This is a genomic window from gamma proteobacterium symbiont of Scutellera amethystina, assembly GCF_059730845.1.
This window is the reverse complement of the sequence record NZ_AP035935.1, coordinates 4,164,081-4,182,032: the sequence shown is the minus strand read 5'-3', so window position 1 is coordinate 4,182,032 and position 17,952 is coordinate 4,164,081. Positions and strand designations below refer to the sequence as shown.

General features: G+C 56.3%; 21 protein-coding genes. 13 read left to right on the top strand and 8 right to left on the bottom strand.

What is annotated here, in order from left to right; all coding sequences use genetic code 11:
- Positions 1-6 precede the first annotated feature (6 nt).
- The 9 genes from AC6I79_RS19750 (at position 7) to pyrE (ending at position 8,141) form a co-directional block, all read left to right on the top strand.
- Positions 7-522 (top strand): fimbrial protein, encoded by a 516-nt coding sequence (locus AC6I79_RS19750; protein WP_031279633.1) that lies wholly within the window; start codon positions 7-9, stop codon positions 520-522.
- A 9-nt stretch (positions 523-531) separates the two neighbouring features.
- Entirely contained in the window at positions 532-1,386 is an 855-nt protein-coding gene (locus tag AC6I79_RS19745) for a winged helix-turn-helix domain-containing protein (RefSeq protein WP_021507088.1), read from the top strand.
- Entirely contained in the window at positions 1,353-1,862 is a 510-nt protein-coding gene (locus AC6I79_RS19740; protein WP_127833493.1) for a hypothetical protein, read from the top strand. The genes AC6I79_RS19745 and AC6I79_RS19740 overlap by 34 nt, the downstream gene beginning before the upstream one ends.
- Positions 1,863-1,877: 15 nt before the next feature.
- Positions 1,878-2,933 carry a fimbrial protein gene (locus AC6I79_RS19735; RefSeq protein WP_158251412.1) on the top strand — a complete coding sequence of 352 codons (1,056 nt, stop codon included), beginning with the start codon at positions 1,878-1,880 and terminating at the stop codon, positions 2,931-2,933.
- A 128-nt stretch (positions 2,934-3,061) separates the two neighbouring features.
- On the top strand, positions 3,062-4,123 hold the full coding sequence (locus AC6I79_RS19730; RefSeq protein WP_498027489.1) for a fimbrial protein: 1,062 nt from the start codon (positions 3,062-3,064) through the stop codon (positions 4,121-4,123).
- A 277-nt stretch (positions 4,124-4,400) separates the two neighbouring features.
- A complete protein-coding gene (locus AC6I79_RS19725) occupies positions 4,401-6,236 on the top strand; it encodes a PglL family O-oligosaccharyltransferase (protein ID WP_081316028.1) in 1,836 nt (611 codons plus the stop codon).
- A gap of 7 nt (positions 6,237-6,243) precedes the next feature.
- Positions 6,244-6,648 carry a DUF3574 domain-containing protein gene (locus AC6I79_RS19720; protein ID WP_031279632.1) on the top strand — a complete coding sequence of 135 codons (405 nt, stop codon included), beginning with the start codon at positions 6,244-6,246 and terminating at the stop codon, positions 6,646-6,648.
- An 85-nt stretch (positions 6,649-6,733) separates the two neighbouring features.
- Positions 6,734-7,450, top strand: coding sequence for a ribonuclease PH (gene rph / locus AC6I79_RS19715; protein ID WP_021507082.1), 717 nt, complete (start codon positions 6,734-6,736; stop codon positions 7,448-7,450).
- Positions 7,451-7,499: 49 nt separating this feature from the next.
- A complete protein-coding gene (gene pyrE, locus AC6I79_RS19710; RefSeq protein WP_125311719.1) occupies positions 7,500-8,141 on the top strand; it encodes an orotate phosphoribosyltransferase in 642 nt (213 codons plus the stop codon).
- Between the two features lie 194 nt (positions 8,142-8,335).
- On the opposite strand, the gene slmA is transcribed toward pyrE, so the two are convergent.
- From slmA to coaBC, 3 genes are all read right to left on the bottom strand, one after another.
- Positions 8,336-8,932 (bottom strand): nucleoid occlusion factor SlmA, encoded by a 597-nt coding sequence (gene slmA / locus AC6I79_RS19705; protein WP_021507079.1) that lies wholly within the window; start codon positions 8,930-8,932, stop codon positions 8,336-8,338.
- A gap of 115 nt (positions 8,933-9,047) precedes the next feature.
- Positions 9,048-9,506, bottom strand: a complete 459-nt coding sequence (dut, locus tag AC6I79_RS19700) for a dUTP diphosphatase (protein WP_498027488.1) — start codon at positions 9,504-9,506, stop codon at positions 9,048-9,050.
- The gene (gene coaBC / locus AC6I79_RS19695; protein WP_058775471.1) at positions 9,475-10,704 is read right to left on the bottom strand and encodes a bifunctional phosphopantothenoylcysteine decarboxylase/phosphopantothenate--cysteine ligase CoaBC; all 1,230 of its coding nucleotides are present in this window, start codon (positions 10,702-10,704) and stop codon (positions 9,475-9,477) included. The genes dut and coaBC overlap by 32 nt, the downstream gene beginning before the upstream one ends.
- 190 nt (positions 10,705-10,894) lie before the next feature.
- Here coaBC and radC point away from each other — a divergent pair, with 190 nt between their 5' ends.
- The 4 genes from radC (at position 10,895) to mutM (ending at position 13,090) form a co-directional block, all read left to right on the top strand.
- Positions 10,895-11,551, top strand: coding sequence for a RadC family protein (gene radC, locus AC6I79_RS19690; protein WP_021507076.1), 657 nt, complete (start codon positions 10,895-10,897; stop codon positions 11,549-11,551).
- Between the two features lie 243 nt (positions 11,552-11,794).
- Positions 11,795-12,031, top strand: coding sequence for a 50S ribosomal protein L28 (rpmB, locus tag AC6I79_RS19685; protein ID WP_010616494.1), 237 nt, complete (start codon positions 11,795-11,797; stop codon positions 12,029-12,031).
- 11 nt (positions 12,032-12,042) lie between these two features.
- Entirely contained in the window at positions 12,043-12,210 is a 168-nt protein-coding gene (rpmG, locus tag AC6I79_RS19680; protein ID WP_001051798.1) for a 50S ribosomal protein L33, read from the top strand.
- A gap of 70 nt (positions 12,211-12,280) precedes the next feature.
- Entirely contained in the window at positions 12,281-13,090 is an 810-nt protein-coding gene (gene mutM, locus AC6I79_RS19675) for a bifunctional DNA-formamidopyrimidine glycosylase/DNA-(apurinic or apyrimidinic site) lyase (protein WP_159377806.1), read from the top strand.
- Here mutM and coaD read toward each other — a convergent pair whose 3' ends face one another.
- From coaD to rfaQ, 5 genes are all read right to left on the bottom strand, one after another.
- A complete protein-coding gene (gene coaD / locus AC6I79_RS19670) occupies positions 13,091-13,576 on the bottom strand; it encodes a pantetheine-phosphate adenylyltransferase (protein ID WP_021507073.1) in 486 nt (161 codons plus the stop codon). It lies immediately after the preceding gene.
- A complete protein-coding gene (locus tag AC6I79_RS19665) occupies positions 13,573-14,349 on the bottom strand; it encodes a glycosyltransferase family 2 protein (protein WP_498027487.1) in 777 nt (258 codons plus the stop codon). Before AC6I79_RS19665 ends, coaD begins: the two co-directional genes overlap by 4 nt.
- 3 nt (positions 14,350-14,352) lie before the next feature.
- Positions 14,353-15,627 (bottom strand): lipid IV(A) 3-deoxy-D-manno-octulosonic acid transferase, encoded by a 1,275-nt coding sequence (gene waaA / locus AC6I79_RS19660; RefSeq protein ID WP_021507071.1) that lies wholly within the window; start codon positions 15,625-15,627, stop codon positions 14,353-14,355.
- An 85-nt stretch (positions 15,628-15,712) separates the two neighbouring features.
- A complete protein-coding gene (locus tag AC6I79_RS19655) occupies positions 15,713-16,846 on the bottom strand; it encodes a glycosyltransferase family 4 protein (RefSeq protein WP_159377805.1) in 1,134 nt (377 codons plus the stop codon).
- Positions 16,839-17,915 carry a putative lipopolysaccharide heptosyltransferase III gene (gene rfaQ / locus AC6I79_RS19650; protein ID WP_021507069.1) on the bottom strand — a complete coding sequence of 359 codons (1,077 nt, stop codon included), beginning with the start codon at positions 17,913-17,915 and terminating at the stop codon, positions 16,839-16,841. Before rfaQ ends, AC6I79_RS19655 begins: the two co-directional genes overlap by 8 nt.
- Positions 17,916-17,952: the final 37 nt, after the last annotated feature.

The window sequence follows — 17,952 nt, the reverse complement described above, 5'->3', positions numbered from 1 at the left end:
GAGGCGATGAGAGCGGGAGTAATGCTGGTACTGGGATGGCTGCTGGTGTCACAGGCACAGGCGATAGAGATGCAGCTGCACGGCACGCTGGTGGCGGAACCCTGTTCTCTGGAGCCGGATCAGCAGCAGCTGGAGCTCAACTTTGGCGATATCGTTGCGAAATCGCTGTATCAGAATCCGCGCACGCCGGCGCGTCCGCTGGTGATGCGTCTGAGCAGTTGTGATACCGAACTGGGTAAAGACGTCGAGCTGGTGTTCAACGGTATTGCCGATGCCGAGCAGCCCGATCTGCTGGCGCTGGCCGGTGATGCCGGTGCCAAAGGCGTGGCCATTGGCCTGAGTGATGCGGACGGAAAGCTGGTGCCCATTAACCGCGGCGTGATGCATTTTCCGCTGCAGCAGGGCGACAACCAGCTGCAGTTCAGTGCCTGGCTGCAGGCTTCGGCGAGCGCGATTGCCGAGCGCACCATTGAGCCTGGCAACGTATCGGCGATTGCTACTTTTTATCTGAACTATCCCTGAGTGCCTGTTATGTGGTTGATAAATCAACATATCACGTTTGACCCGGATCGGCGCCTGTTGCGCGATCGGCATGATAACGAGCTGCTGCTCAACCAGAGCAGCGCACGCTGCCTGGCGCTGTTTCTGCAAAAGCCGGGTGAGGTCATTAGCCACGAAACGCTGCTGGATGAAGGCTGGCGTAGCCAGGGGGTGCACGTGACGGAAAACTCGCTGCGCCAGATGCTATCGATGCTGCGCAAGCAGTTTCTGCAACTGCGGGTTGAAGGAGAAACCTTTGTCACCGTTCATCGTCAGGGCTACCGGCTGCATGAGTCGGTGCGGGTGGAAGCCTGTTTACCGCTGGCTGAAGCCGTAGAAGAAGCGCGCATTGCGTCGGAAGCACGTATTCAGCCGCTGGTGACCACTCATGTGCACACGGCGCCGCTGCCGGTGATGGTGCAGCCGCCAGCCACCGCCACCGTGGAGGAGGAAACGACCGCTGCGGCACCACGCAGCCGTTCCGGGCTGGTGTTAATCGGCATGTTGATCAGCGCGGTGTTGTTACTGGTGCTGGCCTTACTCGGTATTAAGGTGCTGGAGATTCGCGACGTGGTGACTGTGACCTATGCACCCTATCGCCACGTGCAGGGCCGGCAGTGGTATATCCAGGACGACTTCAGCGCCACCGAGCGTGAAGAGATCGATCAAAACCTGCAGCTGGTGAGTGACAGCATGGCGCGCTTTATCCAGCTGGCCGAAGAGGAACGCCACATCTATATCAACCGCACCAAGCTGGCTGACCGTTACAGCTGGTTTATCTGTCAAAACCCCATCGAGCAGAAGGATGCGTTATGTCGGTCAGCCATATATTTCGTCGCCGAGTAACCTGGGTGTTGCAGGGGGGATTACTGATGCTGGCGCTGGTACTGGCGGCTATCCTGATTTATCAGCTGTCGCGCCGTATCCCTCATTGTGAAGCAGATTCGATTCTGATTTCCAGAGAGGCGGGACAGCTGGTGGTGTCGCATGGGCAGTGGAAAGTGCAAAACAGTCTGTTTCAGGCCACCGGCAATTACAGCGGCATGATCAGTTATTACTCGCCACAACAGCAACTGCAGCGCCGCGAACCGGTAGACGTCTCTTTTGAGCTGCGCCACAGCTTCTCCGGCGCCGCGCTGCGCAGCGAAACCACTGCTATCTCCTACAACCTCGCTAATCGTGCCTCACCACAGAATATTGAACGCTATATCTCCGCCGGCCTGGCGCCCGGCCATGTCAATTACGGCTGGATTTATCGTCTGCAGAATGTGCGTTATGTGATTGGCAATAATGCGAATCCGTCGGTGATTTGTAAAAAATAACTTATGGTTATACAAATGAGTAAAATTATATTTTTCGGTTTCTTATGTTTTATTTTGATAAGAATGAATAGTGCTATAGCAGGGTTAGAAGAATCTTGCTGGACTGAACCGACTCAATTAATGGTTCTTGATACTAAGGCGTTAAAATTCAATAGTTATAAGAAAGGTGCAGAAAGCTCCCTGGGCAATAGGACTTTATTACCCCGCATATTCCCTGTTATTTGTAATAAGAGCAAAATCACGCGGCCTCCGGGTAATCTTTCAGATGTTCTTTGGTTGGAAGGTGACATGGGTCCATTGCTAACTCCTTCTGATCAGAACAATAGGTATTATAAATTAACTGATGATATTGATGTGGCTGTCTTGATTTTAACAAATGCGGGCACTCGTCGTAAATATCTTCCCGTAACTTTTAATGACGATATAATGCGAGTTATAGATGCATTCGTTCCTGTTGGCAGAAATGTCTCATCACAAAGTCCAGACTTTTCGAGCGAAACTATATATTTTAAATTGCGACGTGATGTTATCGGTGGGGCAGTAGTGATACCAGGTAATATAGTTGTAGCAACTTTATATTCCGTTGACAGATTTTTTGTGCCGCTTCCTCCGCGGCCAGACAAGCCTTTGGCTCATATTATTACCGATCCTCTTGGGGTTGTTATTCCTGTGCCGATAGTTTGTAATATTAATGAAGGTAATGCTTTAAATGTTGAGTTTGGTCGTATGGTGGTTAGTGAAATTCCTGATGCACCAGTAAATGACAAATATAGCCAGGACGTACCCCTGCACATAAAGTGCAACTCTCTCCTTAATCAGGACGCAGCAATCCAGTTAGCGACTGGGGTAACCGATTTCTCCAGCGACCTGATTGCTACCAGTAATAAGGATTTAGGTGTGGCAGTGTTTCACCGTGGGCAGCTAATGAAACCTTACCAACCTTCACCTGTAAAGCTGGTTAATGGCGAAGCCCTGGAAACTATTACACTCTCGCCGGTTAAAAGGAAAGGTGCGAAACTTTCCGGTGGTGAGTTTACTGCTTCAGCCACGGTAATTGTCACAGTAATGTAATAAATTAAAAAGAAGATGGGCCGAATTTATGAAGACTAGTACGGCTGGATGTGTCCTGAGTAAATTCAAAGCCAATTGTTAATTGCTAAGTGTCTTTATTATTTTAACTGGATATGCGTATTTATGTTATGAAAACCAAATTGTCGCGAAGAAAATGCGTGTTATTTATTATAAAATTTATTTTTATGAGCACCTTCTCCGGTCAGGCTCATGCTGGTCTTGATTATGCCTGCTGGACCGACCCCTTAGCGGTAATGGTGTTGACATCTGGCCGTTTGGCTAGCCACAGCATATCTCCTGTAAAAGGAGTACACGGCAGGTTATTCTTTGATGAATCATTAGGGGGGGTTTCTGGCATATGTAATAATCCCGGTAAATATGAATGGTATAACTTACTTATTGAGGCTGATCTGGGTGCACATTTTATCCCTTCATCTACAAATATCGGTTATTATAAACTCACTGATGATGTTGATGTGAAGGTGCAAGGCTATGCTCCAAGCTGGTATCCTTATCCAATGACTTTCGAGGACCGTAGATATAAAAATCCTGGTCGTGGGACAATAAAGCCTGGGCTGGGAATGATTCATGATGTTTTTTCGGCTTCTTCATTTCTTTTAACTGATTTTATTATAAAAAAAGATATTATCGGTGGAGCGATTTTTGTCCCGCCTGATGTAGAGATGGTGACCATTTATACGATTGGTTATATGAGCCCGCCTTATCCTCCGAGACCCGAAAAACCCTTGCTAAAAATCGTTATCGGACCTCACGGCATTATCATCCCGGTACCCATTGTCTGCGATATCAATAACGGCACGGATATTAACGTTGAATTTGACCGCATCGCGGTAAGCTCCGTTTCTGAATCAGTGTCCAATACCGCCAACTACAAAGATGTGCCGTTAGAAGTTAAATGCAGTTCTGCATTAAATCAGGAAGTCAATTTACGCTTAGTCGCCGGAACCCCCTCTTTCTCGAATGAACTCATCGCCACCAACTATCCTGATCTGGGCATTGCGGTTAAACATAAAGGACAATTGCTCAAACCGATGGGCACTTCTGCTGTCCGGTTAATCAACGGCATGGCTTCAGAGGTCATCACCGTGTTCCCGGTGAAAAAGAAAGGACAACCGCTGAGCGGTGGTGAATTCAATGCTTCAGCAACATTGCTGATCAGCCTGCCTTGATGATGCTTTAATCCGCGTTATTGATATTAATGTTAATTAATCTTTTTATGATGGTTAAAGTTAAACACTTATCAGAGGGAGATCGGCTTAACCTGCAGCGATACAGATTAACGGTGTTTGAAAATATTTTTCATCATCACAGCTGTGTGAATCACCATGATTCACGGGGGTTTTCACACCATTCACAGCTTTTTGGCCGTACATTTTCTGTAGCCAAAGTCTATCAACCATTATTCAACGAGACAGTTTTTGGCCTGTTTCGGCAATTGGGTTTGCTATGCTCTTTCTCTGTTTTATGTCGTGGTATCTGTCCGGACGAGACCCGCGCGTCACGCCGCCTTTGCTGATGCAGCAATTTCTGCAGCGGCGGCGTTGGGGACAGTGCGGTGAGAAAGTCGCTTCTTTCCCTTTCGCTTCGCTGGCCTGTCTAATCTGTTTCCTCCCCACGCTGATTTATCTGCCCAACAGTGGTGGCAATGGCTTTGATCTGCCGCTGAATTTGCTCACTGCAGGCTGCCTCGCGCTGCTGGCGGCCACGCTGCTGTTGAAGAACTGGCGCCAGCCGCGCGATTTAATTGATGACAACGTCATGACGCATGCGCTGTTGCTGATGCTGTTTTGCTTTGCGCTGGCGGTGATCCTGCAGGAGAACGATAACGGACTGCTGACCGGCGTTATCCGGCTACTGGGGCTCAGCGCCATACTCATTATGTGGCTGCTGCTCGGCCTGATGCCGCAGCTCTGGCAGCAGCGTCAGCAAATCATTGCCGGCATCGTATTGCTCAGCACCTTGCAGGCGCTGCTGGCGATTGCGCAAACCTGTTTTCCGGCCCAGCTGCAAACGCTGATGGAGTTTCGTTATCACGCCGGCCAGATTCGCCCTTACGGTATTTTTCAGCAGTTCAATTTGCTGGCCAGCTTTCTGGCGACCGGTCTGGCGGCAACGGTCTGGCTCTGTCTGCAATCTGACATCAGGCACCGTTTCTTACTACTGCCGGCAGTGCTGATCAACAGCCTGGCGCTGCTTCTGACGCAGTCGCGTACCGGTGCGTTTGGCTTTGCGCTGGCGCTGCTGGTGATGCTGCTGGTGTGCGATCGTCGCCAGCGCGCGGTAATCATCAGGATTGTCATGGTGATGGCGCTGGCCGTGCTGTGCGCCCTGCTGCTGCGCAATGAATTAGCGCCGGGCATGCGTGAATTTGCGTCGTCCGACCTGGCGCGCCAGCAGCTGCTGGAATACACGCTGCGCATGATTATGGAAAAACCGTTCAGCGGCTGGGGCTTTGGTCAGTTTGAGTATCATTTTTCGCGGATACGCATGGTGGACGCGATCCACCTGAAAGATTTCAACGCCACCCATCCCCATAACGAGTGGCTGTATAGCTGGGTGGAAGGCGGTGTTTTGCCGATGGTAGGCTTCACCGCCGTGTTGCTGGCATGGCTGACGCCGCTGTGGCGCTGGCGCAGTCAGCCGCAGCGCCTGATGCTGTGGAGTCTGACGCTGCCCGTCATGCTGCACACCATGGTCGAGTTTCCGCTCTATCAATCGCTGCCGCATCTGTGGCTGCTGATGCTGCTTACCCATCTGGCGTTACGTCAGCCCGAAGATCGATCAATGATTGAACCTGCGACGCCGGGGCTGCCGTCGCGCATGCTGCGCCTGAACATGGCCGGCGGCGCGATTGCGCTGATGCTGTTTTTCTTCAGCGGCCTGCAGACCAACGCGCTGCTCACCCAGGCGGAGCGCGGTCAGTTTCTCTCGTATCCTTCACGCGATCAGCTGTGGAATCCGTGGATTCAGGGCGAGCGCTATGAGTTTGGCGAAATGGTGCATTGCCTGATGCGCTACAACCAGACGCGGGATGAGCGCCTGCTGGCGCGCTTTGTGCAGCAGTCATCGCTGTGGCTGGAGCGCCATAACGATCTCAACGTGTTCCGGAATGCGGTGATGATTGAGTGGCATCTGCGTCACTATCAGCGCTCGCGCAGGCTGCTGCGTCAGGCGCTGACTCTCTATCCGACAGATGAAAGCCTGCTGCAGCTGAAAGCAAAAATGATGACGGAATGGTCATCGGCGGCCTATGCTGTGACAGATGAGACAGGCAACTTCTGAGGCTAAGATGTTGAATAAATGGATGAGGCCGCTGGGCTTCGCCATGATGTTAAGCGGATGTCAGACTTCTCCGCCCACCCCGCAGGTTATTCCGCCGCATACCGCGCCCGTAGCCGTGTGCGGGGCCGGCGAGATGATGATGCAAACCACGCTGTGGTTTGATCTGCCGTCCTCCGCTGGCGCAGCGGGCTGGTCGCAGTTTGCTGAACGCGACATCACGCCGCACTTTCCCTCGCCGCTGACGATTTACGATGGCCGCAGCCCGCAGGGCAATCGCAAGGTACTGGTACTGCTTCATCCGGCGGATCGGGCCAGCTCCGAAAGCATTAACGCGCTGCGCGACAAGTTTAAACATCGTTTTGCGACACAACCGGTGACGCGTATCGACTCGCTGGTGTGCGCGGCGCTGTAACACGCGCTGCCTGCACGCGGGCAGGACAGCCGCCTGTGAAGTCCGTATAATGCGCAGCCAAACCCAAGCAAGCCGGAGAGAAACCATGCGTCCAGCAGGCCGTAGCACTTCTGAAGTGCGTCCCGTCACCCTCACTCGTCACTTTACCAAACATGCGGAAGGCTCGGTTCTTGTCGAGTTCGGCGAAACCAAAGTCCTGTGCACCGCGACCGTTGAAGAGGGCGTGCCGCGTTTTCTCAAAGGCAAAGGTCAGGGCTGGGTAACCGCAGAATATGGCATGCTGCCGCGTTCGACGCACAGCCGCATGGCGCGTGAAGCCGCCAAAGGCAAGCAGGGCGGACGTACGCTGGAAATCCAGCGCCTTATCGCCCGCTCGCTGCGTGCGGCGGTTGATCTGCAGGCGCTGGGTGAATTCACCATCACGCTGGACTGCGACGTAATTCAGGCCGACGGCGGCACGCGCACCGCGGCAATCACCGGTGCCTGCGTTGCGCTGGCGGATGCGCTGAACGCGCTGGTGGCAGCCGGTAAACTGAAAGCCAGCCCGCTGAAAGGCATGGTGGCGGCGATCTCGGTCGGCATCGTGGCCGGTGAAGCGGTGTGTGATTTAGAGTATGTCGAAGACTCTGCCGCTGAAACGGATATGAATGTGGTGATGACCGAAGATGGCCGCATGATTGAGGTGCAGGGCACCGCAGAAGGCGAGCCGTTCAGCCATGACGAATTGTTGCAGCTGCTGGCGCTGGCGCGCGGCGGCATTGAGCAGCTGATTCAGGCGCAGAAAGCGGCGTTAATTGATTGATGTAACAGGCGACCACAGAGTCGCCTTTTCTTTATTTGAGGAGTGAGAAATGAAAGCCTGGCAGCGTCAGTTTATTGAGTTCGCCCTGAACAAAGGGGTATTAAAGTTTGGTGAGTTCACCCTGAAGTCCGGCCGCAAAAGTCCCTATTTCTTTAATGCCGGTCTGTTCAATACCGGGCGCGATTTAGCGCTGCTGGGCCGTTTCTATGCGCAGGCGCTGGTGGATGGCGGCGTCGATTTCGACCTGCTGTTTGGCCCGGCCTACAAAGGCATTCCGATTGCGACCACTACCGCCGTGGCGCTGGCCGATCATCATGACCGCGATGTGCCGTACTGTTTTAACCGTAAAGAGGCCAAAGATCACGGCGAAGGCGGTTTACTGGTGGGCAGTCCGCTGCAGGGCAAAGTGATGCTGGTCGATGATGTGATCACCGCCGGCACGGCAATTCGTGAATCGATGGACATCATTAGCGCCCATAACGCCACGCTGGCCGGCGTGCTGATTTCGCTCGACCGCCAGGAGCGTGGCCGTGGCGAGATTTCCGCGATTCAGGAAGTGGAGCGCGATTATCAGTGCAAGGTCACCGCGATCATCACGCTGAGCGAGCTGATTGATTACCTGGCGGAGAAGCCAGAGATGGCCGACCATCTGGCGAAGGTGAAGGCGTATCGCAAAGAGTACGGTATTTAAGGTTTGCCGCGGTCGCCATGAATGGCGCCCCACAGTCGCAGGATGCCTGGGCGTAGGGTGCGCATTGATGCGCACCAGGTGGCGAAGGACGGGGCGTATCGCAAAAAGTCAGGTCTTGAGTTTTTGCCGCGATAGTCAGCGCCGCACGATAGCGTAGCGGCGCAATTTATTGCGCGATAAATCCGCTGTGCGTATTAAACCAGCTGTGCGGCAATCAGCGGCCAGCGGCTGTCGAAATCGGCGGTCGGACGATAACGGAACTCCGAGCGCACATAGCGTGACAGCAAACCTTCGCAGAACGCCAGCAGCTGGCTGGCGAGCAGCGTCTCATCAGTCTGGAAACCTTCGCCGTCGCGCATCTTCTTCTCTTTCATCACCTGGCGCAGCTGAACTTCGATACGCTCAAACAGCTGATTAATGCGCCCCTGCAGGCGGTCCTGTTCGAACATCAGCGCGTGGCCGGTCAGGATGCGCGTCAGCCCTGGATTACGCTCACCAAATCCCAGCAGCAATTGCACGATCAGACGCAGACGCGCCATCGTCTCTTTTTCATCTTTCAGGATCAGATTGATGCGGGTAATCAGACTGTCTTCAATAAATTCAATCAGGCTATCAAACATGCGCGTTTTGCTGGGAAAGTGGCGATATAACGCCGCTTCCGAAACGCCGACATTGGCGGCCAGCTTGGCGGTGGTGATACGCTGACTGCCATCGCCCGACTCCAGCATTTGCGCCAGCGCCTGCAAAATCTCTTCGCGACGATTCCGTTTCGCGACTTTTTTTTCTGCCATGACCTTCAACACCCCTGAAATTCACCAAAAACAGGCAATACTGCCTTATCTGCCACAGATAAAGCGGCCTGTGGCGACAAGAAATAAAAAGATGGCTATGCGAAAAGTGAACGTATTACTGACGGCCAGAGTGACCGAAACCGCCTGCGCCGCGATCGCTGGCGTCAAAATCTTCCACCAGGTTAAATTCGGCCTGCACCACCGGTACAAACACCAGCTGGGCCAGGCGATCGCCAGGCTGCAGCGTGAAGCTATCCTGGCCACGGTTCCACACTGAAACCATCAGCTGGCCCTGATAGTCGGAGTCAATCAGCCCCACCAGGTTACCCAGTACGATGCCGTGTTTGTGACCGAGACCGGAGCGCGGCAGGATGACGGCGGCCAGTGACGGATCGGCAATGTGAATCGCCAGGCCGGTTGGCACCAGCGTGGTCATGCCTTGTGCGATTTCCACTGCGTCATCAAGGCAGGCGCGCAGATCGAGACCCGCGGAGCCAGAGGTCGCATAGGTGGGTAGTGGAAATTCCTTGCCTACGCGCGCATCAAGTATTTTTACGTCGATTTTTTTCATCATAACGGCTGACAATCTCGTCTATTAATTGTTGGCCAAGGAGCGTCTTATCACTGAGCGGTAAGACTTTCTCTCCCTCCTGCCAAAAAAGGTGAAGAGCATTGGTGTCGCTATTGAAGCCCTGCCCGGCCTGCGCCACATCATTGGCGCAAATCAGGTCCAGGTTTTTCCGCACCCGTTTTTGCCGCGCGTATTCTTCCACATTCTGGGTTTCGGCAGCAAATCCCACCACGAAAGGGCGCTGCACTTTGAGTGCCGCGACACCTGCGACAATATCCGGGTTCTTCACCAGCTGCAGCGTGACGTTATCATCGCCACCCTGTTTTTTAATTTTCTCTGCGGCAATGTTTGCCGCCCGGTAGTCTGCCACGGCTGCGCTGGCAATGAAAATATCTTGTTGGCTGATTTGCGCCATCACCGCCGCTTCCATCTCCAGGGCGCTGTTAACATCAATGCGCGTCACGCCGGCGGGCGTGGCTAAGTTCACCGGACCGGAAACCAGCGTCACGTTTGCGCCGCGCTTCGCCGCTGCCGCGGCAACCGCATAGCCCATCTTGCCGGAGCTGTGATTGCTGATATAGCGCACCGGATCCAGCGCTTCACGCGTCGGACCGGCGGTGATCATAATGTTGAGATGTTGCAGATCGTTGACGGGCGCGGCCCACTCCAGCGCATGCGCAACGATGGCCAGCGGGTCCAGCATACGGCCCGGGCCGATATCACCGCACGCCTGACTGCCGCTGTCCGGTCCCCACACCAGCACGCCGCGCTGCGCCAGACGCTGCAGATTCTCCTGCGTTACTGCCGCGCGGTACATCTGCTGGTTCATGGCCGGCACGATGGCGACCGGTGCCGCGCTGGCCAGGCAGGCGGTGGTGACCAGGTCGTTTGCCATGCCAGCGGTAATGCGTGCAATCAGATCGGCGGTTGCGGGCGCAAGCACAATCAAATCGGCCCATTTTGCCAGTTCGATATGGCCCATTGCCGCTTCGGCCGCCGGGTCGAGCAGGTCATCAAACACCGGATAGCCGGAAACCGCCTGCAGGCTGAGCGGCGTAATAAAGGCTTTGGCCGCATCGGTCATCATCACGCGGACATCCGCGCCGCGATCGCGCAGACGGCGCACCAGTTCCGGTGCTTTATAGGCCGCGATGCCGCCACTGACGCCCAGCAGAATTTTTTTTCCGGCTAATCCCATCATGTTGTTTGCCTCACTTCAACGCAGAGTGCCGCGCCTGGCGCGACAGATGCAGGCAACTTTATCACAAAATCGGCGACCCGCCTTTTCACTGCCTGCGCCCTTTGCGAGCCGGCTCTGGAATTTGTCACGCGCCGCTGGTGGCCTGCAATGCACCGGCGCAAAATGGCGGCATTGCAGGGAGGGCGGAACGATGACGGAACTGGCACCACGGGAAAAACTGACGCTGCTGGGCGCCGAGGCGCTAAGCGATGCCGAACTGCTGGCGATCTTTTTACGCACCGGCACGCGCGGCAACAGCGTCATGGGGCTGGCGCGGCTGATGCTGAATGAATTCGGTTCGCTGTATCGCATCATGACCGCCAGTAAAGAGGAGCTGGGGCAGATAAAGGGCGTCGGCAGCGCCAAAATGACGCAACTGCACGCCATTGCGGAACTGGGGCGGCGCTTTTTTGCCAGCCAGCTGGCGCGCGAAAATGTGATGGAGAATCCGCAGGTCACGCGCCACTACCTGCAAAGCGTGCTGGCACATCAGGAGCGTGAAATCTTTATGGCGCTGTTTCTGGATAACCAGCACCGCGTTTTGCAGGCGCAGAAGATGTTTTCCGGCTCCATTGCCAGCGTGGAAGTGCATCCGCGTGAAATCGTGCGTGAGGCGCTAAAGCTCAACGCGGCGGCGGTGATACTGGCGCACAATCATCCGTCCGGCATGGCGGAACCGAGCCGTGCCGATCGTGAGATTACCAGCAAGGTGGCGCAGGCCTGCGCGCTGCTGAATATCCGCTTATTAGATCATCTGGTGATTGGTCACGGCGAGTTTACCTCTTTCGCTGAGCGCGGCTGGCTGTAATTCGCGGCGTCAACTGGGCAGAAATCCGGCGTTTTTGCGCGATCCGGAGGGATCTTTATCTGTTCGGGACTTGAGCACTTCGGCTTAGCGGCGTATACTACGCCACCTTTGAGAATCTCGGGTTTGGCGTTTGGGCCAGCTTAGCGGGTTCACATGGAACTCGCCTGGGCGGGCTAAGGCCTGACGAGGCGGCCAAAACCTAGTTTTTAAAGCTCGAGCTGATTTGATTTTTGGAGAATAGAAATGTCACGAGTCTGCCAGGTAACTGGAAAGCGTCCGGTGACCGGTAACAACCGTTCCCACGCAATGAACGCGACGAAACGCCGTTTCCTGCCGAACCTGCACTCTCACCGTTTCTGGGTTGAGAGCGAGAAGCGCTTCGTTACTCTGCGTGTATCTGCTAAAGGTATGCGTGTTATTGATAAAAAGGGCATCGATACGGTTCTGGCCGAAATCCGCGCCCGTGGTGAGAAGTACTAAGGAACTGAATCATGGCTAAAGGTATTCGTGAGAAGATCAAGCTGGTTTCCTCTGCTGGTACAGGTCACTTCTATACCACCACGAAGAACAAACGTACTAAACCTGAGAAACTGGAACTGAAAAAGTTCGATCCGGTTGTACGTCAGCACGTGATCTACAAAGAAGCCAAAATTAAGTAATTTTGGTGTTCTTGCGAAAAACCCGGCTCCGGCCGGGTTTTTTGTTTCTGCGCTACGTTGAGGAGATGAGATGCCTGAATTACCTGAGGTAGAAACCAGCCGACGCGGTATAGAACCTCACCTGGTGGGAGAAACCATTCTGCATGCCATTGTGCGCAATCCGCGTCTGCGCTGGCCGGTTTCCCATGAAATCCATGCGCTGAGCGACCAGCCGGTGCTCAGCGTACAGCGCCGCGCCAAGTATCTGCTGCTGGAGCTGCCGCACGGCTGGATCATCATTCATCTTGGCATGTCCGGCAGCCTGCGCGTTCTGCCCGGCGAACTGCCGGCTGCGAAGCACGACCACGTCGATTTGGTGATGAGCAATGGCAAAGTGCTGCGCTATACCGATCCGCGGCGTTTTGGCGCCTGGCTGTGGACTACCGATCCGGAAGGCAGCAGTGTGCTGGCGCACCTCGGGCCGGAACCGCTGAGTGATGTCTTCAGCGGCGGGTATCTGTATGAAAAGTCGCGCGGCAAACGCACGGTGATCAAGCAGTGGCTGATGGATAACAAAGTGGTGGTGGGCGTGGGGAACATCTATGCCAGCGAATCGCTATTTACCGCCGGGATCTTACCCGATCGTCCGGCGATGAGCCTGAGTGAAGCGGAAGCGGAACTGCTGGCGAACACCATCAAAGCCGTACTGCTGCGTTCGATTGAGCAGGGCGGCACCACGCTGCGTGATTTCCTGCAAACCGACGGTAAGCCGGGCTATTTTGCGCAGCAGCTGCAGGTGTATGGCCGCGCAGGCGAGCCCTGTCGCGCCTGCGGTACGCCGATCCTCAGCGGTAAACACGGTCAGCGCAGCACCTTCTGGTGTCCACGCTGCCAGCACTGATTACGGCTGCGCCAGCTTCGCCAGCAGCGCCTGATGCACCACGGCAGGCAGAAATGCCTGCACGTCACCCTGATGGCGCGCTACTTCCTTGACCAGCGACGATGAGACAAATGAGAAGCCTTCGGACGGCATCAGAAACACGCTCTCCAGCGTGGGCAGCAGATGACGGTTCATGTGCGCCAGCTGCAGCTCATACTCAAAGTCCGATACCGCACGCAGACCGCGCACCAGCACGTTCGCGTTCTGCGCCTGGGCAAAATTCGCCATCAAATCGCTAAAGCCAACCACCTCAACATTGGGCAGATGGGCCGTAACCTGGCGCGCCAGATCGACACGTTCATCAAGGCTAAACAGCGGCTTCTTACTCGGGCTGGCGGCAATTGCCAGCACGATGCGATCAAACATCTGCGCTGCGCGCGTGACGATATCCAGATGGCCCAGCGTCATCGGGTCAAACGTGCCGGGATAAATCGCTTTTGTGCTCATACGCGGCCCTGTGTTGAGGTGTGATGCAGCGCCCAGAGCGCCGAGTATTTGTTAAAGGTGTATTGTGCGTTGACCACCGCCAGAATCCAGCCCTGTTTACCATCGAGAAAACCGGCGCGCAGCAGCAGCGTCTTAATAAACGCGCCTGCGGTGTGGCTGAAAACAGAGAGAATACTGCAGCGCTTGCCGCGCTGAAAGCGCTCCTGCGCCCAGGCTTCGGCATAGTTCATCTGCTTGCGCTGGAAGGCGATCAGGTCGCGGCAGGTCAGGTGCTGCAAATCACCCGGCAGCGCCACCACCGGCGTGCCCTGCGTCTCCAGCGATTCGTGCACCAGATTGTCGTTATAGCGCAGATGGCGCGGATAGAGGCGCAGCACGCGGTCGGGATACCAGCCGCTGTGGCGCATAAAGCGGCCGAGAAACAGATTACTGCGCCCGAGACTATAAACCTTATCGCTGGGTGGCTGTGTCAGCACCTGCTCAATGGCACGGCGCAGTTCTGGCGTAACCCGTTCATCGGCATCCAGCATCAGAATCATATCGCCGCTGGCAAAGGCCTGGGCGCGCTGACGCTGCTTGCCAAAGCCGGCCCAGCCGTCTGCCTGATAGACCCGCGCACCGTGCGCGCGTGCCACCTCGATGGTCGCATCGCTGCTGCCCGAATCCAGCAGAATGATTTCATCTGCCCAGCTGACGGAAGCCAGCGCCTCCGGAAGGAGTTCAGCTTCGTTTTTGGCGATCATCACCACGGAGAGACGTTGGCGTTGCGACATGCGTTAATGAGCTCGTGGAGGCAGATGCGGTTCGAGTAACTGTAGCAGACGCTGCAGTGCGCCCTGATTCTGGTGCAGCACGTCTACCGCGTGGCGGCCGTAGTAGCGGCGATAATCGTCATCCTGCAGCAGGTTCGCCACTTCTTTTTCCAGCGACACCACATCAGTAACGGTGATCAGCCCTTCCGCCTGTTGCAGACGGGCGCAGATATCTTTGAAGTTCCAGATGTGCGGGCCCATCAGCACCGGAATGGCATGTGCAGCGGGCTCGAGCGGATTGTGGCCGCCGCGCTCCACCAGGCTGCCGCCAACAAAGGCCAGATCGGCGATGCCGTACAGCAGCATCAGTTCGCCCATGGTATCGCCAATCACCACCTGCGTGGCGCTGGAGGGGATCTCGCCGCTGCTGCGCAGGGTAAAGCTGAAGCCGCGTTTTTGCGTCAGGTTGCAGGCATCTTTAAAACGTTCCGGATGGCGCGGCACCAGAATCAGCAGCAGGTCCGGGAACTGTTGCAGCAGGCGACGATGGGCGTCGAGCACGATGGCCTCTTCGCCCTCGTGCGTGCTGGTGGCGATCCACACCGGCCGGCGCGATGCCCACTGGCGGCGCAGTGTCACCGCGCGTGCCGCCAGCTCCGGCGTAACGGAGATATCAAACTTAAGACTGCCGGTCACGGCCAGGTGCGAGCGCTTCAGGCCAAGGCTGAGGAAACGATCGCCGTCCTCAACGTTCTGCGCGGCGATCAGCGTAATGCGCTGCAGCAGGTCACGCATGAAACCGCCGAGCTTTTTATAACCTCTGGCGGAGCGTTCAGACAGGCGCGCATTGGCAATCACCAGCGGAATCTGGCGCTGATGCAGAATGCGAATGATGTTCGGCCACAGCTCGGTTTCCATGATAATCACCAGCCGCGGGTCGACGGTATCGAGGAAACGGTTGATTGAACCGGGCAAATCGTACGGCAGATAGACGTGGTGCACGTCTTTGCCAAACGCCGACTGGGCGCGCTCGGAGCCGGTGGGCGTCATGGTGGTCACGGTAATGGGCAGCGTCGGATAGCGATGACGCAACGCGCGCACCAGCGGTACGGCGGCGAGCGTTTCACCGACCGAAACCGAGTGCAGCACAATGCCGTGCGGCGCCACTTTACCGCTGCAGTAGCCGTAGCGCTCCGCCCAGCGTTTGCGATAGGCCGGTGCTTTTCGACCGCGCAGCCACAGGCGCAGCCAGATCAGTGGCTGAATCAGATAAAGCAGGGCTGTATAGAGAGTCGTCATAGTTAAGGTTACGACCAGTTCGCGTCAAAAAACACAGGAAAGGCGGCATGTTAACAGAAACTGACCGCCTGCTCATACCACTTCGTCAACGGGTTTGCAGGACGTGCTGATAAAGCGAAGTCAGTGCCTGCGCCAGTCTCTGCGGACCATAAGGTTCAATTTTGCGACGTGCGGCTTCGCCCAGCGCCGGATTGTGCGAAAGTGCGGGCGTCGCTATTACCGCTTCGTTTAACGCTTTGATATCCAACGCATCGCAGACAAAACCCTGTTCACCGTTGGTGATAAATTCTGCGCCGCCGCAGCCGGTGCTGGTAATGATTGCCAGCCCGCAGGCCATCGCCTCCAGCACCACATTGGGGAACGGATCGTACAGCGTTGGCAACAGCAGCGCATCGGCAGCGTGATAAAACGGCTGAACGTCCTGCTGCACGCCCGCAAAGCGCAGGCGGTCAAGACAGTTAAGCTGGTTCGCCAGCTGCTGATAGCGCGCCAGCTGTTTGTCCTGGCCGACCACCACCAGGTAGCGATCGCTATTAGCGACCGCTTCGATAGCGGCCTTTAGCCCTTTGCGTTCGAAGCCGGAGCCGACGTAGATCATCACCGTGGCGTCCTGCGGCAGGTTGAGTCGCTGACGCGCGGCGTGACGCAGCGTATCGCTGGCAGGCTGAAAACGCTGGCTATCAATGGCGTTGTGAATCACGTGGATTTTGCTGGCATCCAGCGCGAAGTGGCGCAAAATATCCTGCTTCACCATGTGCGAATTACAGATCACCGCTTTCAGCGAGGGCGCGTTGAACATCTCCGCTTCCGCCTGCAGCACATAGCGATGATACGGGCTCAGGCTGGCGCTCAGCCGCTGCCACGGCGAAACAATGCGCGCGCGCTGCTCCAGCCATACGCGATGCACACCGTCGCCGGCGCGGAAAATATCGCAGCCGGCGATGCGCTCGTGGCTCTGTACGATATCGAACTTTTCCCGCTCCCAGCAGGCGCGCGCCGCGCGGGCAAAGCCGCGTTCACGCGAGATGCGGCCGAACTTTGCCGGATTGCAGATGTGCAGGTGCCAGGCCGGGTTCGGCGTGCCCTGCCAGCTGCGGGTAATGATGTTGAGATCGAGCTGCTCGCCGTCCAGCGCTTCCAGCGCGCGTGAGATAAAACGCTCGGCACCGCCGTCCGGCCGGTATTTCTGCCGGACAATCGCCAGCCGTAACTTAGTCATGCAAAAGGCTCCTGGCGGCGGCAAGCACATCCTCAACCGGGATGGCAGACAGATAGCGCTGCTCGGTATTGGTATTGATCGAATCCGGTGACGGCAGCGGCGCATAGTCGCCCGCCCAGATAACGCGGTTATTGTCGCCCCACGGGCGCCAGTGCTGCAGCTTGGTCGGGCCGAACAGCGCCAGGCACGGCGTCTGCAGCGCCGCGGCCATGTGCATTGGTGCGGAATCGACGCCAATAAACAGCTGTGCGGCGTCGATCAGCGCCGCCAGCTGCGGCAGCGAGAGCTGGCCTGCCAGCGACACCACGTTCGGCGTGCGGCACAGCGACTGGATATGGGCGATCATCGCCAGCTCTTTCTGATCGGGCGCGGCGGTCAGCACCACGCTGCGACCATCAGCGGCCAGCGCATCAATCAGCTGCGCCACCTTTTCATCTTCCCAGCACTTAAAAACCCAGCGCGAGGTGGGCTGCAGCACCACAAACGGGCCGGTAATCGACTGCTGAGCGAGGACGTCCTGCACTTTTTGCTGGTCGGCGGCGCTGAAATGCATGGAGGCTGTCGCCCCGGCGGTGGGAATGCCGAGCGGCTGCAGCGCCGTCATGTTTTGTTCCACGGTATGCAGCTGATGGTGACGGTCGGTGGAAACCAGCTGGTTATGGCACCAGCGCCAGAACGCGTTGTCGCGCTTGCGGTACGCAAAGCCAATGCGCACCGGCGCACCGGACAGGCCGGTAATAATGGCGCTGCGCCACTGGTCGGCCAGATTAATCACCACATCGTAATGGCAGGCGCGCACCGCCCGCACCAGCGCGACCTCATGGCGAAACTTCTGCCAGCCGCCTTCCTTTTTCCAGTTGCGATCGATGATATGCAGCTGACGGATCGCCGGATGCGCTTCCAGCATCGGGCGCGTCTCTTTGTACAGCAGCACATCAATGTTGGCCTGCGGATAGCGCTGGCGCAGCGCATTGATGGCAGGCGTGGTCAGCAGCATATCGCCATGATGACGCAGCTTTATCAGCAAAATATTTTGCGGTGCAAAGTGGGCTGGAATCGGGCTTGCCATACTCAAATCATCTCAAAATTCAGTGAGCTGATTGTAG